Raw genomic sequence first — 23,322 nt, 5'->3', positions numbered from 1 at the left:
GGTTTCGCTGATGCGTTACGTCAAATGGGCTATCATCATCCTGTTCTGGGGCACGATTGCGGCGGTGTTGAATTACACCCTTCCGCAGCACGATGTGGTTCGGATTTCGGATACCTATGAAAAACGGATCGACCCCGGTGAGAACAGCATCTTCTGGTCGGTTCATGACGTCGGCAGTGATGCGACAACGCCAAACCGCGATGTGTTTTTCATTCAGACCCGCAAGACCAATGGCAAGGTCATGGTGTATCGGAACGAAGACACGGGCTGGGGCTGGCCGCCCTATTTCAAGCTGAATTCCTCGAACCTGCAAGCCGAAGCGGCGGACCAGAAATCGACGACCGAGGCGCCCCGTTGGGTTGTCGTGCGCCATTATGGCTGGCGCAGTGAGTTCCTTTCGATTTTCCCGAATGCAGTAAAGATCTGGGCAGTCGACAGCCCTGACGTTCGGATCATTCCCTGGTTCAATATCATTTTCCTGACCGTTTTCTTCGCGATTGTTTGGGCCCTTTGGGTTCGCTGGCGTCGGTTTCGCGAGGCGCGGGTCGATCCCGTGATCGAGAATATGGAAGATGGCCTATATGCCGCCGGCGACGCCATAGAAGAGCAGGGCGGCAGGTTCCGAAAATGGCTGAACAGTTGGAAATCCAAATAAGTTTTTGAGCGGCCGTTTGGCCCCTCCGCCAGTCTTGGCAGTGACCTGCTGATCTGAGTTCCTCAGCGTACGATAAATTCGGCGTGCAACGCTCCGGCGGCTTTGATCGTTTTCAGAATGTCGATCATGTCGCGGGGCGACACTCCAAGCGCGTTCAGACCCGCCACGACTTCGGACAAGGTTGCCGCTTCGGGTATTTCAGCCAACCCGGTGCCTTCCTCTTCTTCTATTCCCGCGATTGTTCTGGGCACCACAACAGTTTCGCCACGCGCGAAGGGGTTGGGTTGAACCGCAATCGGCGCCTCTTCGACCGTGAGCGTAAGATTGCCCTGCGAGACCGCCACGCGGGATATCCGTACTTCCTGCCCCATCACAATCGTGCCCGAACGCTGATCAACGACGACGCGGGCCTTGGTTTCGGGTTCAACCAGAATGTTCTCGATCCGCCCAAGCGCGTGGGCGGTCGAAATTGCCTGCGTTGCCGCGATGTTCAGCTCAACCGTCCCGGAATCGCGCATGATGGCCACTGCGCTGTTGAACTCGGTATTGATGGCAAGCTCGATCCTGCCTGCCGTTGTAAAATCGGGTTCTCGTAAAGCAAGGCGCATCTGGGTAAGCGCCGAAAGTTCAAAGTCTATCTCTCTCTCCACCCTTGCCCCGGACGGGATCACGCCGGATGTAGGAACGCCCTGCACAACAGAGGCGGCCTCTCCCTCAGCCGACACGCCGCCTGCCAAAACGGTACCTTGCGCAACGGCGTAAATCTGCCCGTCAGCAGCGTTCAATGGCGTCATGATCAGCGTACCGCCCAGCAGACTTTTGGAATCCCCGATGGCAGAGACCGTTACGTCGATCTGACCTCCAACGCGCGAAAAGGGCGGTAGGCTTGATGTCACCAGAACGGCGGCCACGTTTTTGGGGCGGAAATCCTCGCCGTTGACGTTGACGCCCAACCTTTCGAGAATGTTGGACATGATCTCTTCGGTAAAGGGCGAATTCCTGAGCCCGTCACCGGTTCCATTCAGCCCCACAACCAGACCATAGCCGACTAGATCGTTTCCGCGAACCCCGTCGAAATCCACCAGATCTTTCAGTCGGATAGCGCCGGCAGAGGTCAGGCCAGGAAGCAACATCAGAAGAAAAACAAGAACTCTCATCTCAGGAAATTCACCAGCGACAGGTTCGCGTTGCGAACGGTGAGCGAATACAGGCTTTCCAGCTGGAACTGTACGGTTTGCAACTGAGTGGCGGTTTCATAAGGATCCGCGGCGATCAGTGTGCTTCGGCTGCTTTGCAGGCTAGTCCGCGCCGCATTATTTCGCGTTTGCGCCTGTTCGATTCGGGCCTCGGTCGCGCCGACATCGGCGCGCAGCCCCACCAACTGATCCTTGGCGTTGACCAGATCGACGCCCAATTGTTTGAACAAGGCCGTTCTTTGTTGCATCGGGACATTCAGGCCGCTGTCCGCGACCACGGCTGCGACTGCGATGTCGCGAAGTGCGGCTTTGATTGCTGGGTCGGTCGCTGTCACAGGAATTGAAACGCTTTCATTCTCGGATATCTGCATGGGGGCCAGTTTTGTGCCGGATCCCTGATAAATTACCGCATTGAACCCGGTAGGATCGTTGAACCAATCCTCTGCCCTCTGCCGGATGTCCGCGACGGTGGCTGCGCCTGTCAACTCGGCCTCTAGCGCGGTGATCAGCGTGTCTGCGGATGGAAGCGGAGAAACATCCGTTGCAGTGCCCGAGTAAAGGCTGCGCCCCCCGGCACGCGTATTCAAAGCGGATACGATCGCGTCCAGTTCGTTTTTGGCCTGAGCCGATGCGTTTTCATGGGTTACTGCCTGATTTGAGGTGCCAAAGGACAGAAGTGAGGCGGTAATCCCCTCAACAGCGCCGGCAACTGTGTTCAGGCTCAGCTGCATCGCATCCGTGAACAACCCGGCTTCGGCGGTCGATACTTTGAACGCATCCAGTCTGGAAAGGCTGCGATCCAGATCCAGTAGATGAGAGTAATCACCGTCCAAATGGCCAGACAAGTCCTGAACCCGTCCGGATGACAATTCGTAGGACAGTGTTTCGATCTGATTTTTGATCTCGGTCGACCGGGTTCTCAGCGTCAATCCGCGCGCCAGATCACCTATGGATGTCAAATTCATCGTCATAACCTCAGCAGAGTGTCCATCATCTCATCCACGGTCGAGATGAGCCGCGCATTCGCGGCATATGTCTTTTCGATCTGCATCAGATTTTGCAGTTCGGTGTCAGTATCCACGCCGCGTTCGGCTTCGATCTTGGCCATTTCTAGTTGTGAGTGCTTGGCGAATGTCATGTGCCCCTCGGCGGCATGGGCGTTTGCCCCGGCCTTAGACAGCAGTGCCTCGGCAATTTCCGCAGCTCGCATATTGCCGGTGCCATATACCGCCCCGACAACGGGACGAGCATCGTTCAGGACCGCGCTAAAGGCCCTCAGCTGCGTTGCATCGCCCGGATCCCCTGGAGTGGCGGCGCCGAGGCCCGTCCGCAATTTCCAGCTGTCACCACCAGCATCGGGGTCCACCGTCACGTTCAAGCGTATGCGCGAAGCCAATCCGATTGCCGCAGTTGCGTCGTAGCGATTGCCATCATCGGTGAACACGCCGGGATCAGTTGCCGCGACGGTCGGATCAAGACCGGCGGTCTCGAACCGTTCGATCAGGTCTTGGGCGGCGGTGTCCAAGTGTACTTGAGCCTCAACCGCCAGTTCATCGCGTATCTCGAACTGAGCCGCCAGCGCGCCGCCCCTAAGTTGCGCACTATTGCCGCCGGTGCGCACAGGCTGCCCGTTCATTTCAAGACCGGACAAGAGGCTGTTGGCAATTGTCATGTGCGGCTTGGTTTCGCCGGTAGTCGTAAAACTGAATTCTGCTGCCTGCCCCTCTAAAAGGATCAGGCCGCCGTTTGAATATAGCGACACACGGTCGTTATCCCGCGCTACGACATTGACCGGCATCAGCTCGTTCACTTGATCAATCAATACTTGGCGCTGATCCAGCAAGGCATTGATATCGACTCCAGAATTATTGATGTTGGGGATCTTGTTGTTCAGGTTTTCGATGTCCTGCAAGGACTGGTTCAGGCGGTTGACCTGCTTGCCGATGGCCCTGTCTGCGTCCGACCGCGCCTGACGCAAACCTTCGGATGCCGCGTTAAGGCTGTCCGCCAAATCCCGGGCAGCGCGGGCCGCTTGATCCAGCCGCACTTTGGAATCGGGCAAGCTGGCGGCCGTTGTCATGTCGTTCTCAAATTCGGTCAACCGAGAGGCAATGGATTTGGGGTCATCAACCGAACCCACGGCCTTTTCAAAACGGGTGTAGAACTCTGAGATTGCGCTTGTACCAGCAAGATTTGCGTCGGAATCGCGCCGGTTGGCGATCAGGGCCGGGTCCTGATGGCGCGTCACGCCGACGGTGCGCACGCCGTTGCCTGATATCGGACTTGTTGCCAATTCCAGCGAGCGACGCGCATAGCCCGGTGTCAGGGCGTTGGCGATATTGCCCGAGACAACTGCGGCCCCGCGGCTTGCGGCGGTCAGACCGCCCAACGCGTTGTTCAATGCTGTCGTCATGTTCATCGGACAGGTCCTTTCCCTAGCTCAAAGCCCCGGATCAACGTTTGATGTTTGTGGTTTCCTGCAGCATCTCGTCGACTGTCTGGATCACCTTGGCGCTGGAGGAAAACGCCCGCTGCGTTTGGATCATCGAGGTCAGTTCAGTTGCGACATCGGTCGTGGATTCCTCGCGTGCAAAGGATACCAGATCGCCGGTCGGCCCATCGCCCGCGTTCCACAGGAAGAACGTTCCACTATCGCGGGACGGGGCGTAAGTCTGGCTGTCCAGCGCCGTTAACCCATTTGGATTGGGAACATCGACAAGCGGTATCTGGTACACGCGCCGGCTGACACCGCTGTCGTATTGCGCGTAGACATATCCGTTTTCATCCACCTTCACGCCAGTCATCGTTGCAACGGGGGCACCGTCGCGCGTGATCGATACGGGGGCAAATGTATCCGACAGCTGGGTAATCCCATCTTTGTCGCCAATCTGACCGATATTAATCTCCATCGGCCCGCCATCAACGTTTACCACAAAACTGCCATTTGCCGGATCGTAAGCACCACCTGAAATGGTAGTCACGCTGGCCAGCGTGCCGCCTGCGGTTCGGCTGTCGGTAAAGGTCAGGCGGTACTCTCCGATCACAGCACCGCCCGACGCGGTATCGCGCAACGTCATGGTCCATTCATTGCTGGAACCTGTTCCAGGCACGGTCGGGACCAGTTCAATGTTTACGGACTCTGATTTGCCGAGATTATCAAAATACTCGACCGACAAAGGCTGTGCATCACCCGGCGCGCCCGCATCTGTCGCCGTGGCCGGAAGGTTCATGCGCAGGTTCATGCTTGTGGTCGGCGAGCCGGTCAATCGATTGACGCTGAGTTTGACGGGTTCCAGCGCAGCTGGCGTATCCCTTGGCACATTGTGGATCGATCCGTCCGGATCGGCGGGCCAACCCAGCAAAACAAGTCCGGATTGCGTGACCAGATGACCCTGTTCATTGGTACGGAACGAACCGGTTGTGGTTAGCAACATTTCGTTCGAGTTGGATGCAACCTGAGAGCTGGGCCGCACGGGTAACAGGCCACGGCCGCGCACCGCCAGGTCGGTTGAATTGTTCGTTGTGACCAGCGATCCACGCTGGTCGATCATGCGCTGACTTGTGGTTCTGACACCGCCTGCCGAATAGCTCCCGCCCTGACCTGACGTGACCATCGAGTGAAAGTCGGTCTCGACCCGTTTGTAGCCAAAGGTGGACGAATTGGCGATATTGTCAGAGATGGTCGCCAGTCGGTTCGCGTTGGCCTTCAAAGCGGCCACACCGGCATTCAGCGAAGAGGAAATTGTCATTGGCACGCCCTTCTGTTGCGTCAAAACGTGATGCAACAGCTAACGTACTGGCCCTTAACAGCACGCTAACAAGTAAAATGCGTTCTACCCTTTTGAATTCTAAGGCGTGCGCAGAAAAATGATCTCGATCCTGTTGTTGCGAACTGCCATCGGGTTTTTGGCTGTCAGTTCGCGGTCAGCGTGGCCCGTGACCCGATCCAGTCTTTTGGCGGCCAAACCCTTGCCCTGCAACATCTGGCGCACGGTTTGAGCGCGGGTCGTTGACAGGTCCCAGGACGGGTTTTGCGCCAGAACGACCGGCGAGGCACGCACATGTCCCTCGACAGCAATGGAGTTCTGCACCAGGTCCGAAGATCGCGCCACCAGCAACGCGAGCGCGCGCATCATGGCCGTTGGCTTGTCGGTACCCGATTCGAACAGCGGCTGATCCTCGGTATCGAACAGCTCGACAACCAGGCCTTCGTCGGTGACCCGCGTGACGATATGTTTCAGGATCTTGTCCGATACCAGACTTTCACCCGTGCGCCCCAAAAGCTTGGCCTCGAGAGAGGAAAAATCTTCGAGGTTTTCTTTGCCGCCGTCTGCGTTCACGCCAACCGATCCGCGGGCCTGCCGGGCGACCGTCGGGCTTTTCTGGCTGGCACCCGAGCCATCCATCACCATGGATTTTTCCGAGAACATGTTATTGCCGCCAAAGGCGCCGTCACCACCGCCTGACACCGGATTTACGGGAATCGTTGGCGAGAAATAATCCGCCAGCCCTTTGCGTTGTTTTTCCGTCGTTGCATTCAATAGCCACATCAACATGAAGAACGCCATCATGGCCGTGACAAAGTCGGCATACGCGACTTTCCACGCGCCACCGTGGTGACCTTCGCCACCGGACACACGTTTCTTCTTGATGATGATTGGCGCCGCATTGGATTGCGCACCCATCTCCACCACCTTTTTATCACCCGCTACCGGGGTAGCAGTGCAGGTCTTAAGGCGGGCTTAACGTTTAAAACTGTCGCGATATCGCTGCTACACCAAGGCGGCTCCGGCGCGGCGCAGGATCAGTTGCAGGCGATCAAAGCTGTTTTTGATTCCATCCGTTTCGGGCTTGGCGAAAAAGGCGTCCAGCTCATCATGCACGCGCACGGCCTGATCCAACAGCGGATCGGAACCCTCGGAATAGATCCCGGCTTTGATCATCACCTCGGACTGTTCATAGCTGCCAACCAGTCGGCGGGCTTGCGAGATCAACTGGTTTTCTTCCTCTGTGGCCGCACCGGGCAAGCTGCGCGAGACAGAGCGGCTGAGGTCGATCGCCGGAAACCGCCCACGTTCGGCAATCTCGCGGCTCAGGACGATATGGCCGTCCAGAACACCGCGCAGGATATCGGCGATTGGCTCATCCATGTCCGATCCTGCGACCAAAACACTGAACACGGCCGTGATGTCGCCCTGTTCGCCAGTGCCCGGACCCGCGCGCTCGCAAAGGCCCGCAATCAATGGGGTCACTGAAGGTGGAAACCCGCGAAGCGACGGTTGTTCACCTGTAGCAACAGCAATTTCGCGATGCGCTTCGGCAAAACGGGTGACAGAATCGGCCAGAAACAGGACGTTCAGGCCCTGATCGCGCAAGTATTCCGCCACCGACATCGCAGACCAGGCACAACGGCGGCGCGCAAGGGCGGATTGATCAGACGTTGCGGCCACCACGATCGACCGCTTCATCCCCTCGGTACCCAACGCGTGTTCGACAAACTCGTTCACTTCGCGCCCACGCTCACCGACAAGCGCGACGACAACCACATCCGCCTGCATCGACCGCGCCAGCGTTGCAAGCAGCGTGGACTTTCCCACGCCAGAGCCGGCGAACAGTCCAATGCGCTGACCCTGAACGATGGGCAGCATAGTGTTCAGCATCGCAAGACCAGTCTCCATTCGTTGACCCAAAGGTTTGCGATCGACCGCAGGTGGAGGGGCTTGCATTATGTCCTGCTCCTGAATTCCAGACAGCAGCGGTTTTCCGTCCAATGGATTGCCAAACGGGTCGACCACCCGTCCCAACCAGTGCATTCCCGGCGCAAAGGCTGGTGTTTGGTTCAGAATCACTCTGTCACCAAGGCAGACCCCATCCGGTGCCGTGGCGGGCAGCATGTGAATCAGATCCGATTCGACATGCAATATTTCGCCTGCCAGTTCCGGGCCATTGCGTCGGCGTAAGGTCACATGATCCCCGATCCGCGCATGCGCTGCGAGGCCTTCAACTTCTATAACCCCGCGCGCGACGCTGGCCACATGGCCCATATGGCGTGTGGCAGTCAGGCGGTCGATTTCACATTTCAAAAGCATCGGGTCGAGATGGGACATCGTAGATTCTCCAACGGTTTCTGAAAACGGTTTTTAAAGGAATCGGGGTTAAGCCTTGATTGAAATTGATCGAGGGAGAAGCCCTGATGTTCTATGACCTGAACGTCTTTAAAACCGCGTACGCAATGGCAACCCATGCCGGGCAACGGCAATCCGTCATTGCACGAAACATGGCCAACGCGGATACGCCAGGCTACCAGCCCCGCGATATCGAGGCCTTTCAAAAAGCATTCGAAAGCTCGGGTCGTGAGGTCGCCATGACTGCCACGCGGGCGGGACATCTGAATGGTGTTGGTGGCCCAAAGCCCTGGGCTGAGATTGAAGCCACCCCTTCGGGTGACCCAAACGGCAATGGCGTTTCCGTCGAGGAAGAGATGTTAAAAGGCGTTGAAGTCAAGCGTCAGCATGACCGCGCCCTGGCGATCTACAAATCTTCAATGAACATTCTGCGCAGCAGCGTCGGCCGGGCATAAGGGGGTCGTAGGATGAGTGACTTTTCCCATTCTCTGACCGCCTCTGCCAGCGCCTTGCGCGCGCAGGCCGCGCGTTTGCGCCATGTGTCCGAAAACATCTCGAACGCGGACACACCGGGTTATCGGCGCAAGACAGTCCCGTTTGAGGCTGTGAACAAAGACGGCAACGAAATGGTGCAGGCAGGGCGGGTCAAGCTGGACCGCCGCGCGCTGTCGCGCGTCTATGACCCAAGCCATCCGATGGCCGATGACACAGGCCATTTTCGCGGCTCGAACGTCGATTTGATGATCGAGATCGCCGACGCCCGCGAGGCGCAGCGCAGTTACGAAGCCAACCTCAAGATGTTCGATCAGACACGTCAGATGTCGTCGAGCCTGATGGACCTTCTTAGAAAATAAAGGACACCAGAATGGATATCCGAGCAATCAATGCGGCCCAGAATTATGCAGGCGCGCGCCCGGCGACGCAAGCTGATCCAGACCATGCCGGAATGGCCCAGGGGCTGCGGGCAGGGTTTCAGGACTTTGCCGCGACGCTGAAACAGTCCGAGCAGATGTCGCAGGCCGCGATGACCGGGCAGGCGGATCCGCATGCTTTGGTGCAGGCGCTGGCGCAGACCGAACTGGCCGTGGAAACGGCTGTGATCGTGCGCAACAAGGTGGTCGAGGCCTATCAGGAAATCCTGCGGATGCCGGTCTGACGCAATGCTCGGCGAAGGTCTGTTCTATGACATCGTACGTCAGGCGCTTTGGGTCGCGGTCATCACCTCGGTTCCGATCCTGGCGGTCGCGCTGGTTTCGGGCCTGATCGTTGGTCTGTTTCAGGCGCTGACCTCGGTGCAGGAGATGACGTTGACCTTTGTGCCCAAGCTGATCGCCATCGTCATCGTGTTCTGGATTTCCATGGGATTCATGACCCAGACGCTAGTCACGTTCTTCGCAGGAACACTCATCCCTTTAATCGCAGGAGGTCGCTGATGGATACCGCCTATGTCACCCTGTCCCGGCAATCGGGTCTGATGAACGAAATGCGGCTGGTCGCGAACAACATCGCCAATGCCAACACCACCGGCTACCGCGCGCAAGGTTTGGTGTTCTCGGAATTCGTACGCGATATGCCCGGAAACCCGTCCCTGTCCATGAGCCGTGCCGAAGTGCGCAATACCTCGCTGCAGCAAGGCGTGCTGACCGAAACCGGAGGGCAGTTCGACTTTGCCATCGAAGGGGACGGGTTCTTTATGGTCGAAACCCCGGCGGGCAATCGGCTGACCCGGGCTGGTGCTTTCTCGTCCAGTGCGGACGGGGATCTGGTGACCATGGATGGGCACCGCGTGCTGGACAGCAATGGCGCGCCCGTTTTTATCCCGCCGGACGCGGCATCCATTGATGTCGGCAGCGACGGCACGCTGAGTGTCGACGGGCAATTGCTGGGCCAGATCGGGGTTTACCGCGTTGCCAATTCCAAAACGTTGATGCGTGAAGGCAGCACGCAGTTCCGGGCCGAGGGCGACATTGAACCAGTCGAAGAACCCGTGGTCGTTCACCGTTTTCTCGAAGGATCGAATGTGAATGCCATCGCGCAGGTCTCGCGCATGGTCGAAATTCAGCGCGCCTATGAATTGGGTCAGAGCTTTCTGGAAGCCGAAGACGAACGGGTGCGCGGCGCTCTCAAGGCGCTGATGCGCTGATTTGAACAAGGAGAATTTGACATGCGAGCTTTGAAAATTGCGGCAACAGGAATGACGGCGCAGCAAATGCGGGTCGAGACGATCTCGAACAACCTCGCGAACATGAACACCACGGGGTACAACGCGCGGCGGGCTGAGTTCGCCGATCTGCACTATCAGCAGATGGCGCGGGCGGGTGCGGTCAATGCCAATGACGGCACGGTTCTGCCAACGGGTATCCAGTTGGGCCTTGGGGTGCGCCCGGCGGCGGTGACCACGCAGCTGTCGCAGGGCGCCCTGTCAGCCACCGGAAGCGATCTGGATGTTGCAATCGAAGGGCGTGGTTATCTGGAGGTGACGCTGCCCAACGGACAGTCCGGCTATACCCGCGATGGCAGCCTGAATCGATCCGCTGAGGGGTTGATCGTAACCTCGGACGGGTTTGCCGTAGCACCCGAAATTACCATTCCTGACGATGCGCGGTCGATCTCGATTAACCCAGCGGGCGAGGTTTATGCCTATTTCGACGACGCGCCAGAGGGGCAACTGCTGGGAGAGTTCACCCTCGCCAGTTTTTCCAACGCCAAGGGGCTCGAGGCGATTGGCAGCAACCTGTTCAAGGAAACCGAAGCCTCGGGCGCGCCCGTGGGTGGCGCACCCGGAGAGGGTGGGATGGGCACGCTGCGGCAGGGATATCTTGAGGACAGTTCGGTCGATGCGGTGCGCGAGGTTACTGAGCTGATCGAGGCTCAGCGGGGATATGAAATGAATGCCAAGGTCATATCCGCCGTTGATCAGATGATGAGCGCCACGACGCAGGTGCGGTGATGCGGGTTCTGAGCTTTGTTCTGGCCTTGGCGGCTCCGATCCCGGCAATGGCTGAAATCGTGGTGTCGAAACGCACCATCCGGGCCAAGGAAATCATTTCAGCCACTGATCTGGAAACCAAGGATCAGATGGTTCCAAACGCGGTGAGCAATGTGGACTTTCTGGTCGGGCAAGAGGCGCGCGTCGCACTGTACCCCGGGCGTCCGATTCGCGAGGGCGATTTCGGTCCGCCGGCAATTGTGGATCGAAACGATCTTGTCGTTCTTGTTTTTGACCGCCGCCCCCTGTCCATCACCGCCGAGGGTCGCGCATTGGGCCGTGGCGCGGTCGGGGATCGAATCCGGGTCATGAACCTGTCGTCACGCACAACCGTCACCGGACGTATCCGGTCGAACGGCCAGATCGAGGTAAAATGATGTCAGCACTTTCCAAAACTCTGTTGGTTGCCGTTCTCACCGTGTCGGCCTGTGGCCGTGTGGATCACCTTGGCAAACCGCCAAGCTTTACGCCCAATGATGAGTCGCCGGAACATGTGGCGATGCTTTGGCCGGGCTTGCCCTTGCATACCCAACCGGCGCGCAACGTCGACAAATCCTCGCTTTGGAGCGGTGGCCAGCAGTCCCTGCTGGGAGATCAGCGCGCGATCAAGAAAGGGGACATCATGACGGTCGTTATCGAGCTGGACGAAAAGGCCGAGATATCGAATGACACGAACCGATCCCGTAGCGGCTCGGAAAGTCTTGAGGTACCGGGGCTGTTTGGCTTGCCGCAACGCGCAGCCGAGCACCTGCCAAACGGCGCATCCCTGGATGAAGCTGTTTCGATCGATTCCTCGTCGACCAGCAAAGGCAAAGGATCAGTGAAGCGAAAGGAAAAGCTGACCCTGCGGGTGGCCGCAACCGTGATTGATGTTTTGCCAAACGGGGTGCTTTCGATCTCAGGCTCGCAGGAACTGCGCGTCAACTTTGAGCTGCGTGAACTTTTGGTCGCGGGCTACGTGCGCCCTCAGGATATCTCGCGCCAGAATGAGATTACCTATGACAAAATCGCGTCTGCGCGTGTGTCTTACGGCGGCCGTGGTCAGATCACTGACGTTCAGCAGCCCCGTTACGGGCAGCAAATTCTGGATTCAATTCTACCATTCTGAGGGGAGAGAGTGATGAAAAAACTGATCCCGGTCGTCCTTCTTGTCGCGGGCTTGGGTGGCGGCATCGCGGCAGGCGTGTTTCTGGCCCCTTCGGACAAAAAGGCAGAAGTTGCCAAAGATATGAACGCCGAGTCAAAACAAGACAAGACTAAGAAGAAAGACCCGAATGCCACGACAAAAAAGTCTGGCAAAGCGGACAAAGAAGAAGGTTCGGGTTCTTATGAATATCTGAAGCTGACCAAGCAATTCGTTGTTCCGATCGTGGAATCGGATCGGATTGCGGCACTTGTCACCATGTCGCTAAGCCTTGAGGTCACACCTGGAATGGCCGAGCCGTTCTACGCCTCGGAACCCAAGCTGCGTGACCGCTTTTTACAGGTGCTGTTCGACCATGCCAATACCGGTGGTTTTGACGGGAACTTCACCCGCTCGGATAACCTGGGGGTCTTACGCGAGGCGCTGTTGGACGAGGCGCGCAAAGATTTGGGCGACGATGTTTCAAAGGTCTTGATCATGAGTGTGAACCGTCAGGATACGTGACGGGTCGGCGGGCCCTGGTTAGATCATGGGCAAGTCCTTATCGGTGTTTCTTGGATAAATTGGAAACCGCCTGCTTGCGCCCGAACGAAACGCGCAGGTTTGCAAGGGCTGTCAGCTTTTGTGCTCGTAACCGCGCAAGCTGCATGTTGAGCTGCCTGCGTGTCGCCGATTCCCACCCGTTCCAGAGAACATCCGTTCCGGTAACACGGTAACCTTCTGCAAACGCTGTCTCTTGCCGGGTTTGTTGGACTTGCGCGTCAAGTCGGGCCAATTGTTGTTGTACCCGTGCCTCGGCCTCGAGCACCGGGCGCAGGGATTGGTATTCTCGCTGAAACGAGGCTTCGGTCACTTTGGACAGATCCTGCAGCTGTGTGCGTTTCATCAGATTTGCCCCTTCATCCGTTTGCGCATCGCCTCGGCAAACCGGATCGCAGCGGCGACGGGGCGGTAATGTTCTTCCGAGATCTGCTGCCCGATCTTGACCGTGGCATGCAGAGCACGCGCCGTCGGCGGATCCGGGTGGATTGGGACGCCGGCATGCCCGGCGGCCTCGCGAATGGCGGCTGCGACGGAATCCACGCCTTTTGCCACGCAGACCGGTGCCGATCCGGCGGTCCGGGACCATTTCAGCGCGACGGCAAAATGGGTTGGGTTGACGATCACAACATCGGCTTTTGGCACTTCGGCCATCATCTGATTGGTTGCGATGTCCTGGGCGCGCTGGCGGCGCTGTTGTTTTACATGCGGGTCGCCTTCGGCATCTTTGGTCTCATCCTGGATTTCCTTGCGCGACATCCGGTTCTTGCGCATATGTTCGGCGTATTGCCAGATAAAATCGATCACCCCGATGGCGAGAGCCACCGCAATGACGATGAACAAGAACCGAAATAGCAGATTCATCATAAACATCACTGAAGACTGGGTTTGGGTCGCGCTTGCGGACAGAATCTCGCTGAGGTTGGCCCGCAGGAAAAGCGCCAGGCATGTGCAATAGATCACCAGTTTTGCAAAGCTCTTGGCAAATTCGAACAAGCCGCTGCGTCCAAATTTGTTCTTCGCATTGGACGGTATCGAAATGCGCGACAGCTTGGGTTTCAGCTTGGTGGGCGCAAAAACAAGTGCACGTTGCGAAATCAGGCTGAGCAGGACGGCGGCAGCAGGCAGGCCAAACAGGATCGAAACAGACCAAGCAGCCGTCTGCAGCATCCCCCCCACGGGACTGGAAGCCGAACCTGTTGTCAGCAGTTGGCCAAAATCATCTGCCTGATCAATCAACACGACGAACAATGTGCCCATTCGGTCCACAGCGAATTGCCCTGCTGCAAGCATGGCAATCAGAAAACCGACATAGGCCGCCACGACATTCAGATCGTTGGACTTGGCGATTTCCCCTTTTTCGCGCGCCTTCTGCAGCTTTTGCGGTGTCGCTTCAAAGGACTTGTCACTGTCGTCGTCCTGACCGCTCATCTTGTGACCTCAAGCGGGTTCACAATGAAGGCGAACAGGGCGTCGGACCACACCGACAAGATCAAAGGAGTGCCAGCAAACAGCAGAAACAAACCCGCGAAGGTGATCGCGGGGGCGCCGACAAAGGCCACCATCAACTGAGGCATCGCCCGGTTTATGACCCCAAGCGCGAGGTTATAGATCAGCGACGCGATGACAAAGGGCATGGCCAGGCTGAACGCCAGACTAAAACTGAGCGCGATTTGTTTAACGCCCCACTGCGACAGGTCCGGTGCAAGTGGAACAACGCCCATTGGAAACAGCGTGTAACTGTGGATCAAGAACTGCGCGACGCGGATGTGCAGGCCCAGCAAAACTGCCAATGTCAGACCTGTGAGTGTCAACAGATATCCCATTGCAGGAACAGGATCGACAGCGGCCCCGCCCAGAATCTGCGACAGCGATGTCGATTGCGCCGCGATGGACCCCGCAGTTTGCAAGGCCAGCACGAACAAACGCAAACCAATGCCCACTGTCAATCCGACAAGTGTTTCGGTGCCAATCATCCGCACCAAAGGCAACAACCCTTGGCCATGGTCGGGCGCAGGAACGGCGGGCGTAACGATCAGTGTAAATGCCGCGGCGATCCCCAGCTTGACGCGGGTCGGAATGCTGCGTTCCCCGAAGGCGGGTAATAGCGATACCAGCGCCGACACGCGCAGGAAGACGGCAAAGAGGTGCCACAGACCATCTGCCAGTTCCGGCAGCAACGCTGGAGGCACGGCGATCATGCGGATATCGTTCCGACCAATGCGGGTCTGGCCTCGAGCCCGATTTCCTCAAAGGACAGGACCGGATTCGACACCCCTCGCGCCTGCATGATCGTGCGCAGCAATCGACGTCGGCGGGTCGAGGTCACGACCGCCGGGAACACCCCGTGATCGGCGGATTGCGAGACGGTTTCGACGACTCCATCTGCCAGTTTGTTGAACAGGTTCGGCGGCAGGGCGACATCCAGTCCGGCGTTGGGCGCGTCGATCTGGTACGAGGCAAACGTGTCTTCCCATTCAGGTGCAAGCTGGATCAGCGGAATGGAACCGTCTCCCCGCTTCATGTCGGCAACCAACTGGAATCCCAATCTTTGCCGGACCAGTTCGCAAATCCCTTCGGGTTGGGTCGTGGTCAGGCGCGCCTCAGCCACAGTTTCAAGGATCAGGGCCATGTTACGGATCGAGACTTTTTCCTCCAGCAGCAGGCGCAATACAGAATGCAACGTGTCGATCGGCACTTTGTCCGGGATCAGCTCGTCTAGCAGCTTGCGGTTCGCTTCGGCCCGAACCGGATCGCTAAGCCGTGTCATCTCGGACAACAATCGGCGCAGGGATTTCAAAGTCAGCAGCCGAGCGAAATTCTGTTTGATGATCTCAAGCAGATGGGTCGCCAAAATCTCGGGGGGTGAAACGATGGTTGCGCCGCTTAGCGCCGCGGCTTCTTGATCCTTTGGCAGTATCCAGCGGGCCGGGGCGCCATAAACAGGTTCGGTCACATCATTGCCTTCAGGCAGCATGTCATGGCCGTCCTGCACCAACGCCAATACCAGATCGGGGTTGAGAACACCGCGTGCCTGCTCGACCCCCTGTACCTTGATCACATAGGTTCCCAGTGGCAGTTCCGCCCGGTCCGTCAGGCGGATGTCAGGCAGGATCAGTCCAAAGCCTGAGGCGACATATGTGCGCATATTGGCAATTCGTGCGTCCAGCCCGGTGCCGGGGTTAAGAACCATGCTGACAAGATCAGGGGCGAACTCCAGGTGAACGTCGTCCAGATCCAGAATGTCCCCGATGGCTTGGGAAACCGGGGTGTCATCCTCGGATGAAGGTGTCTGTTCCGCGTCTGTTTCGGCCTTCTGCTTGCGGTGCACCGAATATGCTGCATACCCCAGAACGCCCGCGCCAAGGATGAAGGGCAGAAAGGGCAGACCGGGCACCAGCGCAAACAAGACCATCAGCATTGCCACTGTGCCCAATGCGGCCGGATGCCGACCCAATTGCGAAAAAATAGCGCTGTCGGTTGCGCCCTGAGTACCACCCCGCGCCAGCAATAGCGCTGAGGCGATCGAGATGATCACGGCGGGAATTTGCGAAACCAGCCCGTCGCCGACAGTCAGAATGGCATAGGTCTCAAACGCGGCAGAGATGGGCATTCCCTGCACGATTACGCCCATAATCAGGCCCATCACAAGGTTCAGAAGCGTGATCAACAGCCCCGCAACCGCATCCCCCTTGACGAATTTCGAGGCCCCGTCGAGTGAGCCGAAGAACGTGGTTTCCTGCTGTTCTCGCTCGCGGCGCTCTTTCGCTTGCTGATGATCAATGGCCCCGGCGGACATGTCGCTGTCGATGGCCAGCTGTTTGCCAGGCATTCCGTCCAGAGCAAACCGCGCGCCGACCTCGGCCATGCGGGCCGCGCCCTTGGTGATGACCATAAAGTTCACGATCAGCAGCACACCAAAAACGACGAGGCCCAGAAAGATGCTGCCACCCATAACAAAATTCGCAAACCCCTCGATCACGTCTCCGGCAGCACTGGGGCCGGTATGGCCCTGACCGATGATCAGCTTGGTCGAGGACACGTTCAGCGACAGCCGCAGCATCAGCGAGGCAAGCAGGATGGTTGGGAAGGACGAAAAATCCAGCGGGCGTTCGATGAACAACGTCAGAGTGAAGATCAGAATCGCCAATGCAAATGAAGCGGACAAGCCAACATCCAGTACCCATGCGGGCATCGGCAGGATCATCATCACGATGACAGTCATCAACGCCAGCGCCAGCAGCACGGTCGGAGAGAAAAGCGAACGGGCGTCGATCTCGGGCACACAGAGCTCCTAGTTGAACTGGATAAAGGCCGTCGCGGCACCAGCCACCGGCACCAGCGATCCCATCGCGCCAGTGTTGGCAGGCTCTGCCCGAGGTGGAATTAATGGATCGGCAGCCCCGGTAAACGGATCGCGCGTCGCAAATGCGTTTGGAGTTTGCTGATCCAACTGAGCCAGAACGGTTTGAAAACGCGTCACGTAGGTGTTTGCCAAAACGGGTGTGCGCGAGTGATAGGCCCCGGCGGCAGCGTTCCACGAGCCCAGCTCGGTATACAGCTCTTTCAGAAACCGCGCGGCATATGTGGCGTTTTCATCGGGATCGAACATGGCGTCGATCGAGCGGAACGCCTTGCCGTGCCAGCGGTAGTTGATCTGGAAACACCCGATATCAAAGCTGCGTTTGCCTGCTTTGAAGATTTCGAACACATATGATTTTGCCTCGAACTCTGAGGTGAACCAAATGCCCTTTCCTTCAACATTGATCGTCCAGGGCCAGGGTTGCAGTGCCCCGTCAACCGTGCGGCCTGTTTCAACCCGGGCAATGGCGCGCATGACATCCAGCGGCACGTCTTCGGACCGGGCGGCGCGCTGGGCGGCTTGGTCGCAGGTGCGGGCCGTTTGGGTGTTGGGCATGGCAAAACCCTGCGGCGCAGCCAACAGCGTCACCAGGGTCAGTCCTAAGATCGTTCGATATGGCATTCTGCCGGTCCGGGATTCTGATCAGTCCGGGCCAAGCTAGCTGTGTCAGGGTTTACAGAGGGTTATCGACTACTCAGTTTCGGTCGATCCGGCGGCCGAACACGACACTGGTGTTGGTTCGCAAAACCCCGGGGATCTTTGCCAATTCGTCGACCAGTATGTCCAGATCCTCGATTCTGGGGGCTTCGGCGGACAGCAGCAGGTCGAATTCCCCATTGATCGACAGGCAAAGTTTGACCTCGGGATAAGTTTCCAGCCGCTTGATAATACGTTTGGTCTCTTTTTGCTGAACCTCAAGCAAGACAACGACCTGAACGCGCGGGGCGTCTTCAGGGGCGCTCAGAACCACCGAATACCCGGCAATCACGCCGCGTTCTTCCATCCGTTGGATGCGTTCGTGCACGGTGGTCCGGGCCACACCCAGTTTCGCCGCGATCTTGGTCGTAGATTCGCGGGCGTTGTGCTGCAGGGCTGTGATGATGCGGCGGTCAAGCTGATCCATAGGGCCAAGGTGTAGTGCAAATACCTTGGGATGCTCAAGGTTTGTCAGCGTGTTCGTCCGACGTGACTTTCTGCCTGGAGCGCGGCCAGATCAGAAGCGCAACACCAAGCCCCAAAAGGGCCGCCATAGTCATCCAGATCAATGTCTGTTCGGTCCCTTTGGTGGTCATCAGCCACCCGGCCAACGGGTACAACACCAGCCAGCAGGCATGGGACAGCGTGAACTGCGCGGCGAAAACTGCCGGTCGGTCTTCCGGGCAGGCCGTGCGTGTCAGCAGGCGGCCGGACGGTGTCAGAGTGGCTGAATAGCCAAAGCCAGCACCCGCCCATAACACCGCGAGCCCCCACAAAGTCATCTGGGTCGAGGCGAACAACCCCGCTGCAACGGCCATCGTGAGTGTCCCGAATGCTGCACCAGCCAGCATAACGCTGCGATCCTCGTAATAGTTCAGAAGAGACGGCAGGATGAAGGCAGCCACCATCGAGCCGGCCCCATACCCGGCCAATGCAACGGCCACAGCGCTTTCCGACAGCCCAAGATCGGCGCGCACGATGACGACAGTGTTGACGATGACCATCGCGCTGAGTGACGCGGCCGTCCACGTCAGCGCCAGCAAACCGCGCAACCGTGTCGTACCAAGGTATAGGCGAATGCCCCGGGTTGTCCGGTCGTAAACCCCCCTGCGTTTCGTCGGTTTGGGCGAAGGCAGGGCGACCGACACGACAAGGATTGCCGAGGCAATGAACCCAAAGCTTGTGCCCCAGAACAAGCTGTCAAAGCTCATGATCAACAACAGCGCCGCAGCCAGAGCGGGACTGAGGAGGCTTTCGAGGTCATAGGCCAGCCGGGACAGCGACAGAGCTTTGGTGTAATCTTGTTCATCCGTCAGAACTTCCGGAATCGTCGCCTGAAAGGCTGGGGTGAAACCAGCAGAGGCCGATTGCAGCAGGAAGATCAGCACATAGATCTGCCAGATCTCGGTCACGAACGGCAGGCAAAGCGCAACGGCGGCACGCACAAGATCTAGCACCACCAACATTTTGCGTCGGTCCAGCCGTTCTGCAAACGCAGCGGCAAGCGGGGCGACAACCACGTAGGCCACCATCTTGATGGTCAGGGCGGTTCCCAGAACCATACCCGCCGCGTCACCGGCCAGATCAAAGGCGAGCAACCCCAAGGCAACCGTCGCCAGCCCGGTTCCCATCAACGCAACCACCTGAGCCGCCAGTAAATGCCGATAGACGCGGTTCTTCAGGACGCTCAGCATCGGTCAGAGGTACTTTGTGATGGTTTTGAAATCTTCCACGTCCGGGTTTTTGGTTGCGGTCGTTGGTGACAGGCAGTGATCAATATGATCGTGGATCAAGGCCCGTTTGGCGTTGGTAATCGCCTTTTCAACCGCAAAAAGTTGCTGTGCGATGTTGGTGCAGGGCTCTTGATCTTCGAGCATGGATATTACCCGGGCCAGATGCCCGTGTGCGCGTTTCAGACGCGCATGGATCTGCGGGTGCGATTCGTGTTTGTGCTGTGTCATGCAATAACCCTATCCCCCCCATGGGGATAAGGTCAACGTAACCTGCGGGTCCCTGCCGCACTGTCATGGATAGCGTTGAGTTTAGAGACCAAACCTCCTATCTCGGGGGCGATACCGGACAAAGGACAAGCCCCGTGGCAAACCATCTTTACAAAAACGACCTGCCGGACGGGTTGGATATGGGCCCTGTTGTGGCCATTGACTGCGAGACTATGGGGCTAAACCCGCATCGGGACCGGCTGTGCGTGATCCAGATGTCGGGCGGCGACGGAGACAGCCATATTGTTCAGGTCGAAATAGGCCAGACCGAGGCCCCGAACCTGTGTGCGATGCTGGAAAACCCTGACGTGCTAAAGCTTTTCCACTTTGGCCGTTTCGACATTGCTGCGATGTACCACGCATTTGGCGCATTGGCCGCTCCGGTCTATTGTACCAAAATAGCCAGTCGGCTGGTGCGCACCTATACGGATCGACACGGGCTGAAGAACCTGTGTCAGGAGTTGATCGGCGTCGATATCTCGAAACAGCAGCAGATGAGCGACTGGGGGGCTGAGACATTGACAAATGCGCAGCTGGATTATGCGGCTTCGGACGTACTGTACCTGCATCAACTGCGCGAGGCGTTGGACGGGCGCTTGGCCCGCGAAGGCCGCACCGAAATGGCGCAGGCCTGTTTTGACTTCCTGCCGATGCGTGCGAAACTGGACCTCGCCGGTTGGCCCGAAACGGATATTTTTGCGCACTCATGACCGATACCGAAGCATTCCTGAGAACCGCACGTCAGGTCATCACCGACGAGGCCCGCGCGCTGGACGTGCTTGCCGAAAGCCTGAATGAAGATTTTGCCGAAGCCGTGCAGATGATCCTGCAGGCTCCGGGCCGCATCATCATCAGCGGTATCGGCAAATCTGGTCATATTGGCCACAAGATTGCCGCCACGCTGGCCAGCACTGGCACGCCCGCCTATTTCGTGCACCCGGCCGAGGCCAGCCATGGCGATCTGGGCATGGTGTCAAAAGGCGATGTGGTTCTGGCGATTTCCAATTCGGGCGAAGCGCCGGAGCTGGTCAATCTGCTGGCCTTTACCCGCCGCTTTAGCATTCCCTTGATCGGATTGTCCAGCAAGCCGGAAAGCACGCTAATGACGCAGGCGGATGTGCATTTGCTGATCCCGTCGCTGGGCGAAGCTTGCGGTTTTGGCATGGTGCCCTCGATTTCAACCACGTTGACGTTGGCGATGGGCGACGCCCTGGCCATTGCGTTGATGAAATACCGTGATTTCAAGCCCGAGGACTTCCGCGCCTTCCACCCCGGCGGCAAGCTGGGGGCGCAGCTGTCAACCGTGCGGGATTTGATGCACGCCGATCTGCCAGTTGTGTCTGAGGGCACCCCCATGAGTGAGGCGCTGCTGGTCATGAGCCAGAAAAGCTTTGGCGTTGTCGGCGTGACGGATGAGGCGGGCCGCCTGATTGGCATCGTGACTGACGGCGACTTGCGCCGGAACATGGACGGTCTTCTGGACAAGACCACCAAAGAAGTCATGACCACCAATCCGTTGACCATTTCCCCGAACGCAATGGCGGAAGAGGCGGTGGCGATCATGAACGACCGCAAGATCACTTCGCTGTTCGTGGTCGACCCCGAGACACAAGGCCCAGCCGAGGGGCTGTTGCATATCCACGACTGCCTGCGCGTCGGATTGGGCTAAGCGGAGGGTAGTGCGGTGGACGGACACTCACGCAGGGTACAGTTCTTCAAGGTGGTGCTGCCGTTGGTGGCTATCGCTATGCTGTCGACTGTGTTCCTGCTGTCGCGCAGCATCGAAACCAATGTGTCCGTCCCCTTCAATCAGCAGGATATCGATGAACGTTTGGCGGATCAGGTGGTGACGCAGCCCAACTACCAAGGAACGACCCGTAAAGGTGAAGACGTTCAGATCGAGGCAAGTCGGGCAACGCAGGGTACTGAGGGCGAAGCGCCAACAGCGGCCGAGTTTCGAGGTCGCTTTGGCCTGCTGAATGGCGGCGTGATCACTTTGGACTCCAACACTGGCATGATCCGTCCGGACAAGAATACAGCTACCTTTGTCGGGGATGTGGTTATAACAACAACGGACGGCATCGTCGTCACGACCGATCTGTTGAACACCGCGCTGGACGAAATTGAGGGCGACACGCCCGGTCAGGTCGACGGAACCGGTATTATTGGTGATTTTACTGCGGGCAGAATGACATTTGGGACTGAAAAAAAAGATGGACCGGTCCATATTATTTTTACAGATGGCGTAAAGTTGGTGTATGAGCCTCAAAAAGCAGAAAGATAACCTGTGTTCTATTTTCGATTAGCCCTTGTAAGCGCTGCTCTGGTAACTGGTGCGATATCTGCGACAGCGCAGGAAACTCAGGTTGCTTTCGGTTCGGCTAATGCCGACCCAAGCCTGCCGGTCGAGGTGACCTCGGAAAAGCTGAACGTAAATCAGGAAGACGGCTCGGCCGAGTTTCTGGGCAACGTGATCGTCATTCAGGGCGAAATGCGTCTGACGGCGGAACGCGTGCTTGTCATCTATAACGAAGACCGTTCAGGCATCGAACGGATGGAAGCGACCGAGGATGTGATTCTGGTCAGCCCTCCGGATGCTGCCGAGGGCGACTGGGCGGAATATACCATCGATTCAGGTGAGATCGTCATGAAGGGCAACGTTCTGCTGTTGCAGGGGCCAAGCACGATCAGCGGCGACCAGATGAACGCCAACCTGACCACCGGCAAAGCAACGATGACAGGCAACGTGAAGACCATCCTGCAGCAGGGGGCCAACTGATGGCTCAGCCAAACCTGACGGTGGCCGAAGGTGCCTCTGGTCTGAAAATCGAAAAACTTCGCAAGTCTTACCGAAAAAAGACAGTGATCCGTGACGTTTCCATGACCTTGGGCCGATCCGAGGTCGTGGCGTTGCTGGGTCCGAACGGGTCAGGCAAGACCACCACATTCTATTCGGTCGCAGGCCTTGTGTTTCCTGAGGCGGGCACTGTTACGATTGACGGTCAGGTTGTCACAACGCTGCCTATGTATCGCCGCGCACGTCTTGGGATCGGATATCTGCCGCAAGAGATGTCGATTTTCCGTGGCATGAGTGTCGAGGACAACATCGCCGCCGTTCTGGATATCACCGTCAACCACGCCCACCGCCGAAAAGAGCGGCTGGAAGAGCTGTTGTCCGACTTCTCGATCGAACACCTGCGCCGCGCACCCGCGCTGGCCCTGTCGGGCGGTGAACGCCGCCGGGTCGAGATCGCGCGTTGTTTGGCAGCAGATCCGAAATATCTGTTGTTGGATGAACCCTTTGCGGGGGTCGACCCGATCAGCGTCGGGGATATCCGCCACCTGGTTGCGGACCTGAAAAAGCGTGGAATCGGCGTGTTGATCACCGATCACAACGTGCGCGAAACTCTAGAGATCGTGGATCGTGCCTACATCCTGCATGACGGTCAAGTCCTGATGTCCGGCACACCCGATGAAGTGGTCGAAAATGAAAACGTGCGCCGGGTTTACCTGGGCGAAAACTTCCGTATTTCATGAGCTTGCGCAGATTTTCGCCGGGCGCATAGCGGAAATCACGTATATACACGCCTGTTTTGATTGACTCTCCCGCCGTC

Annotated in this window: 29 protein-coding genes; 15 read left to right on the top strand and 14 right to left on the bottom strand. The window is 57.9% G+C overall.

The genetic code is table 11. The features are described 5' to 3' along the window. The first annotated feature begins 10 nt into the window (after window positions 1–10). Window positions 11–655: a DUF1523 family protein gene (locus AC2FLA_RS16240; protein WP_496723528.1), complete on the top strand. Its 645-nt coding sequence runs from the start codon at window positions 11–13 to the stop codon at window positions 653–655. A gap of 62 nt (window positions 656–717) precedes the next feature. Here the strand turns inward: AC2FLA_RS16240 and AC2FLA_RS16235 are convergent, their stop codons facing one another. From AC2FLA_RS16235 to AC2FLA_RS16210, 6 genes are all read right to left on the bottom strand, one after another. Then, on the bottom strand, window positions 718–1,812 hold the full coding sequence (locus AC2FLA_RS16235; RefSeq protein ID WP_496723526.1) for a flagellar basal body P-ring protein FlgI: 1,095 nt from the start codon (window positions 1,810–1,812) through the stop codon (window positions 718–720). Beyond that, window positions 1,809–2,816: a flagellin gene (locus AC2FLA_RS16230; RefSeq protein WP_496723524.1), complete on the bottom strand. Its 1,008-nt coding sequence runs from the start codon at window positions 2,814–2,816 to the stop codon at window positions 1,809–1,811. The genes AC2FLA_RS16235 and AC2FLA_RS16230 overlap by 4 nt, the downstream gene beginning before the upstream one ends. 2 nt (window positions 2,817–2,818) lie before the next feature. After that, a complete protein-coding gene (flgK, locus tag AC2FLA_RS16225; RefSeq protein WP_496723522.1) occupies window positions 2,819–4,270 on the bottom strand; it encodes a flagellar hook-associated protein FlgK in 1,452 nt (483 codons plus the stop codon). Between the two features lie 34 nt (window positions 4,271–4,304). Continuing rightward, complete coding sequence (locus AC2FLA_RS16220) at window positions 4,305–5,600, bottom strand: flagellar hook protein FlgE (RefSeq protein WP_496723520.1); 1,296 nt, start codon at window positions 5,598–5,600, stop codon at window positions 4,305–4,307. A 99-nt stretch (window positions 5,601–5,699) separates the two neighbouring features. Further along, the gene (locus AC2FLA_RS16215; RefSeq protein ID WP_496723518.1) at window positions 5,700–6,536 is read right to left on the bottom strand and encodes a flagellar motor protein MotB; all 837 of its coding nucleotides are present in this window, start codon (window positions 6,534–6,536) and stop codon (window positions 5,700–5,702) included. 87 nt (window positions 6,537–6,623) lie between these two features. After that, a complete protein-coding gene (locus AC2FLA_RS16210; protein ID WP_496723516.1) occupies window positions 6,624–7,958 on the bottom strand; it encodes a FliI/YscN family ATPase in 1,335 nt (444 codons plus the stop codon). 86 nt (window positions 7,959–8,044) lie between these two features. On the opposite strand from AC2FLA_RS16210, the gene AC2FLA_RS16205 reads away from it, so the two are divergent. The 9 genes from AC2FLA_RS16205 to AC2FLA_RS16165 are packed head-to-tail and all read left to right on the top strand — an operon-like array spanning window position 8,045 to window position 12,613. After that, complete coding sequence (locus AC2FLA_RS16205; RefSeq protein WP_282120922.1) at window positions 8,045–8,431, top strand: FlgB family protein; 387 nt, start codon at window positions 8,045–8,047, stop codon at window positions 8,429–8,431. A 12-nt stretch (window positions 8,432–8,443) separates the two neighbouring features. Continuing rightward, window positions 8,444–8,830, top strand: coding sequence for a flagellar basal body rod protein FlgC (gene flgC, locus AC2FLA_RS16200; protein ID WP_496723514.1), 387 nt, complete (start codon window positions 8,444–8,446; stop codon window positions 8,828–8,830). A gap of 11 nt (window positions 8,831–8,841) precedes the next feature. Further along, window positions 8,842–9,132 carry a flagellar hook-basal body complex protein FliE gene (gene fliE / locus AC2FLA_RS16195; protein ID WP_496723512.1) on the top strand — a complete coding sequence of 97 codons (291 nt, stop codon included), beginning with the start codon at window positions 8,842–8,844 and terminating at the stop codon, window positions 9,130–9,132. A gap of 4 nt (window positions 9,133–9,136) precedes the next feature. Next, window positions 9,137–9,409 carry a flagellar biosynthetic protein FliQ gene (locus tag AC2FLA_RS16190; RefSeq protein WP_496723510.1) on the top strand — a complete coding sequence of 91 codons (273 nt, stop codon included), beginning with the start codon at window positions 9,137–9,139 and terminating at the stop codon, window positions 9,407–9,409. Next, window positions 9,409–10,119, top strand: a complete 711-nt coding sequence (locus tag AC2FLA_RS16185; protein ID WP_496723508.1) for a flagellar hook-basal body complex protein — start codon at window positions 9,409–9,411, stop codon at window positions 10,117–10,119. The genes AC2FLA_RS16190 and AC2FLA_RS16185 overlap by 1 nt, the downstream gene beginning before the upstream one ends. Before the next feature lie 21 nt (window positions 10,120–10,140). Then, entirely contained in the window at window positions 10,141–10,926 is a 786-nt protein-coding gene (gene flgG / locus AC2FLA_RS16180; RefSeq protein WP_496723506.1) for a flagellar basal-body rod protein FlgG, read from the top strand. Further along, window positions 10,926–11,342, top strand: coding sequence for a flagellar basal body P-ring formation chaperone FlgA (flgA, locus tag AC2FLA_RS16175; RefSeq protein ID WP_496723504.1), 417 nt, complete (start codon window positions 10,926–10,928; stop codon window positions 11,340–11,342). The genes flgG and flgA overlap by 1 nt, the downstream gene beginning before the upstream one ends. Then, window positions 11,342–12,073 carry a flagellar basal body L-ring protein FlgH gene (flgH, locus tag AC2FLA_RS16170; RefSeq protein ID WP_282170847.1) on the top strand — a complete coding sequence of 244 codons (732 nt, stop codon included), beginning with the start codon at window positions 11,342–11,344 and terminating at the stop codon, window positions 12,071–12,073. Before flgA ends, flgH begins: the two co-directional genes overlap by 1 nt. 12 nt (window positions 12,074–12,085) lie before the next feature. Then, on the top strand, window positions 12,086–12,613 hold the full coding sequence (locus tag AC2FLA_RS16165) for a flagellar basal body-associated protein FliL (protein WP_496723502.1): 528 nt from the start codon (window positions 12,086–12,088) through the stop codon (window positions 12,611–12,613). A 37-nt stretch (window positions 12,614–12,650) separates the two neighbouring features. Here the strand turns inward: AC2FLA_RS16165 and AC2FLA_RS16160 are convergent, their stop codons facing one another. The 8 genes from AC2FLA_RS16160 to AC2FLA_RS16125 form a co-directional block, all read right to left on the bottom strand. Further along, complete coding sequence (locus AC2FLA_RS16160) at window positions 12,651–12,995, bottom strand: hypothetical protein (protein ID WP_496723500.1); 345 nt, start codon at window positions 12,993–12,995, stop codon at window positions 12,651–12,653. Beyond that, window positions 12,995–14,080: a flagellar type III secretion system protein FlhB gene (gene flhB / locus AC2FLA_RS16155; protein WP_496723498.1), complete on the bottom strand. Its 1,086-nt coding sequence runs from the start codon at window positions 14,078–14,080 to the stop codon at window positions 12,995–12,997. The genes AC2FLA_RS16160 and flhB overlap by 1 nt, the downstream gene beginning before the upstream one ends. Next, window positions 14,077–14,850 (bottom strand): flagellar biosynthetic protein FliR, encoded by a 774-nt coding sequence (locus AC2FLA_RS16150; RefSeq protein WP_496723496.1) that lies wholly within the window; start codon window positions 14,848–14,850, stop codon window positions 14,077–14,079. Before AC2FLA_RS16150 ends, flhB begins: the two co-directional genes overlap by 4 nt. Further along, entirely contained in the window at window positions 14,847–16,934 is a 2,088-nt protein-coding gene (gene flhA, locus AC2FLA_RS16145; protein ID WP_496723494.1) for a flagellar biosynthesis protein FlhA, read from the bottom strand. The genes AC2FLA_RS16150 and flhA overlap by 4 nt, the downstream gene beginning before the upstream one ends. 9 nt (window positions 16,935–16,943) lie before the next feature. Next, on the bottom strand, window positions 16,944–17,633 hold the full coding sequence (locus AC2FLA_RS16140; RefSeq protein ID WP_496723492.1) for a lytic transglycosylase domain-containing protein: 690 nt from the start codon (window positions 17,631–17,633) through the stop codon (window positions 16,944–16,946). 73 nt (window positions 17,634–17,706) lie between these two features. Further along, window positions 17,707–18,135: an Lrp/AsnC family transcriptional regulator gene (locus AC2FLA_RS16135; RefSeq protein ID WP_058273002.1), complete on the bottom strand. Its 429-nt coding sequence runs from the start codon at window positions 18,133–18,135 to the stop codon at window positions 17,707–17,709. Between the two features lie 34 nt (window positions 18,136–18,169). Next, complete coding sequence (locus AC2FLA_RS16130) at window positions 18,170–19,402, bottom strand: MFS transporter (RefSeq protein ID WP_282170841.1); 1,233 nt, start codon at window positions 19,400–19,402, stop codon at window positions 18,170–18,172. Between the two features lie 3 nt (window positions 19,403–19,405). Further along, window positions 19,406–19,669 carry a metal-sensing transcriptional repressor gene (locus tag AC2FLA_RS16125; protein WP_282170840.1) on the bottom strand — a complete coding sequence of 88 codons (264 nt, stop codon included), beginning with the start codon at window positions 19,667–19,669 and terminating at the stop codon, window positions 19,406–19,408. A 134-nt stretch (window positions 19,670–19,803) separates the two neighbouring features. On the opposite strand from AC2FLA_RS16125, the gene AC2FLA_RS16120 reads away from it, so the two are divergent. The 5 genes from AC2FLA_RS16120 to lptB are packed head-to-tail and all read left to right on the top strand — an operon-like array spanning window position 19,804 to window position 23,245. Further along, entirely contained in the window at window positions 19,804–20,418 is a 615-nt protein-coding gene (locus AC2FLA_RS16120) for a ribonuclease D (protein ID WP_472722378.1), read from the top strand. After that, window positions 20,415–21,377: a KpsF/GutQ family sugar-phosphate isomerase gene (locus tag AC2FLA_RS16115; RefSeq protein WP_496723489.1), complete on the top strand. Its 963-nt coding sequence runs from the start codon at window positions 20,415–20,417 to the stop codon at window positions 21,375–21,377. The genes AC2FLA_RS16120 and AC2FLA_RS16115 overlap by 4 nt, the downstream gene beginning before the upstream one ends. Window positions 21,378–21,392: 15 nt before the next feature. Next, window positions 21,393–21,992 carry an LPS export ABC transporter periplasmic protein LptC gene (lptC, locus tag AC2FLA_RS16110; RefSeq protein WP_282152831.1) on the top strand — a complete coding sequence of 200 codons (600 nt, stop codon included), beginning with the start codon at window positions 21,393–21,395 and terminating at the stop codon, window positions 21,990–21,992. Between the two features lie 3 nt (window positions 21,993–21,995). Further along, the gene (locus AC2FLA_RS16105) at window positions 21,996–22,487 is read left to right on the top strand and encodes an LptA/OstA family protein (protein ID WP_058272997.1); all 492 of its coding nucleotides are present in this window, start codon (window positions 21,996–21,998) and stop codon (window positions 22,485–22,487) included. Continuing rightward, entirely contained in the window at window positions 22,487–23,245 is a 759-nt protein-coding gene (lptB, locus tag AC2FLA_RS16100; RefSeq protein ID WP_058272996.1) for an LPS export ABC transporter ATP-binding protein, read from the top strand. Before AC2FLA_RS16105 ends, lptB begins: the two co-directional genes overlap by 1 nt. Window positions 23,246–23,322 lie beyond the last annotated feature (77 nt).

Source organism: Ruegeria sp. CDSA033 (genome assembly GCF_059612305.1).
The sequence above is the reverse complement of the archived record's forward strand: the minus strand, read 5'-3'. Positions and strand labels throughout refer to the sequence as shown.

What these genes read in the sequence shown, in the direction of transcription:
- AC2FLA_RS16140 (WP_496723492.1), bottom strand. Translation starts at nt 17,633, where the DNA reads ATGCCATATCGAACGATCTTAGGACTGACCCTGGTGACGCTGTTGGCT.
- AC2FLA_RS16215 (WP_496723518.1), bottom strand. Translation starts at nt 6,536, where the DNA reads ATGGGTGCGCAATCCAATGCGGCGCCAATCATCATCAAGAAGAAACGT.
- flgG (WP_496723506.1), top strand. Translation starts at nt 10,141, where the DNA reads ATGCGAGCTTTGAAAATTGCGGCAACAGGAATGACGGCGCAGCAAATG.
- AC2FLA_RS16190 (WP_496723510.1), top strand. Translation starts at nt 9,137, where the DNA reads ATGCTCGGCGAAGGTCTGTTCTATGACATCGTACGTCAGGCGCTTTGG.
- AC2FLA_RS16185 (WP_496723508.1), top strand. Translation starts at nt 9,409, where the DNA reads ATGGATACCGCCTATGTCACCCTGTCCCGGCAATCGGGTCTGATGAAC.
- AC2FLA_RS16160 (WP_496723500.1), bottom strand. Translation starts at nt 12,995, where the DNA reads ATGAAACGCACACAGCTGCAGGATCTGTCCAAAGTGACCGAAGCCTCG.
- fliE (WP_496723512.1), top strand. Translation starts at nt 8,842, where the DNA reads ATGGATATCCGAGCAATCAATGCGGCCCAGAATTATGCAGGCGCGCGC.
- AC2FLA_RS16205 (WP_282120922.1), top strand. Translation starts at nt 8,045, where the DNA reads ATGTTCTATGACCTGAACGTCTTTAAAACCGCGTACGCAATGGCAACC.
- AC2FLA_RS16220 (WP_496723520.1), bottom strand. Translation starts at nt 5,600, where the DNA reads ATGACAATTTCCTCTTCGCTGAATGCCGGTGTGGCCGCTTTGAAGGCC.
- flgK (WP_496723522.1), bottom strand. Translation starts at nt 4,270, where the DNA reads ATGAACATGACGACAGCATTGAACAACGCGTTGGGCGGTCTGACCGCC.
- AC2FLA_RS16150 (WP_496723496.1), bottom strand. Translation starts at nt 14,850, where the DNA reads ATGATCGCCGTGCCTCCAGCGTTGCTGCCGGAACTGGCAGATGGTCTG.
- flhB (WP_496723498.1), bottom strand. Translation starts at nt 14,080, where the DNA reads ATGAGCGGTCAGGACGACGACAGTGACAAGTCCTTTGAAGCGACACCG.
- AC2FLA_RS16240 (WP_496723528.1), top strand. Translation starts at nt 11, where the DNA reads ATGCGTTACGTCAAATGGGCTATCATCATCCTGTTCTGGGGCACGATT.
- flgA (WP_496723504.1), top strand. Translation starts at nt 10,926, where the DNA reads ATGCGGGTTCTGAGCTTTGTTCTGGCCTTGGCGGCTCCGATCCCGGCA.
- lptB (WP_058272996.1), top strand. Translation starts at nt 22,487, where the DNA reads ATGGCTCAGCCAAACCTGACGGTGGCCGAAGGTGCCTCTGGTCTGAAA.
- AC2FLA_RS16135 (WP_058273002.1), bottom strand. Translation starts at nt 18,135, where the DNA reads ATGGATCAGCTTGACCGCCGCATCATCACAGCCCTGCAGCACAACGCC.
- AC2FLA_RS16115 (WP_496723489.1), top strand. Translation starts at nt 20,415, where the DNA reads ATGACCGATACCGAAGCATTCCTGAGAACCGCACGTCAGGTCATCACC.
- flgC (WP_496723514.1), top strand. Translation starts at nt 8,444, where the DNA reads ATGAGTGACTTTTCCCATTCTCTGACCGCCTCTGCCAGCGCCTTGCGC.
- AC2FLA_RS16165 (WP_496723502.1), top strand. Translation starts at nt 12,086, where the DNA reads ATGAAAAAACTGATCCCGGTCGTCCTTCTTGTCGCGGGCTTGGGTGGC.
- AC2FLA_RS16130 (WP_282170841.1), bottom strand. Translation starts at nt 19,402, where the DNA reads ATGCTGAGCGTCCTGAAGAACCGCGTCTATCGGCATTTACTGGCGGCT.
- AC2FLA_RS16125 (WP_282170840.1), bottom strand. Translation starts at nt 19,669, where the DNA reads ATGACACAGCACAAACACGAATCGCACCCGCAGATCCATGCGCGTCTG.
- AC2FLA_RS16210 (WP_496723516.1), bottom strand. Translation starts at nt 7,958, where the DNA reads ATGTCCCATCTCGACCCGATGCTTTTGAAATGTGAAATCGACCGCCTG.
- AC2FLA_RS16230 (WP_496723524.1), bottom strand. Translation starts at nt 2,816, where the DNA reads ATGAATTTGACATCCATAGGTGATCTGGCGCGCGGATTGACGCTGAGA.
- AC2FLA_RS16235 (WP_496723526.1), bottom strand. Translation starts at nt 1,812, where the DNA reads ATGAGAGTTCTTGTTTTTCTTCTGATGTTGCTTCCTGGCCTGACCTCT.
- flgH (WP_282170847.1), top strand. Translation starts at nt 11,342, where the DNA reads ATGTCAGCACTTTCCAAAACTCTGTTGGTTGCCGTTCTCACCGTGTCG.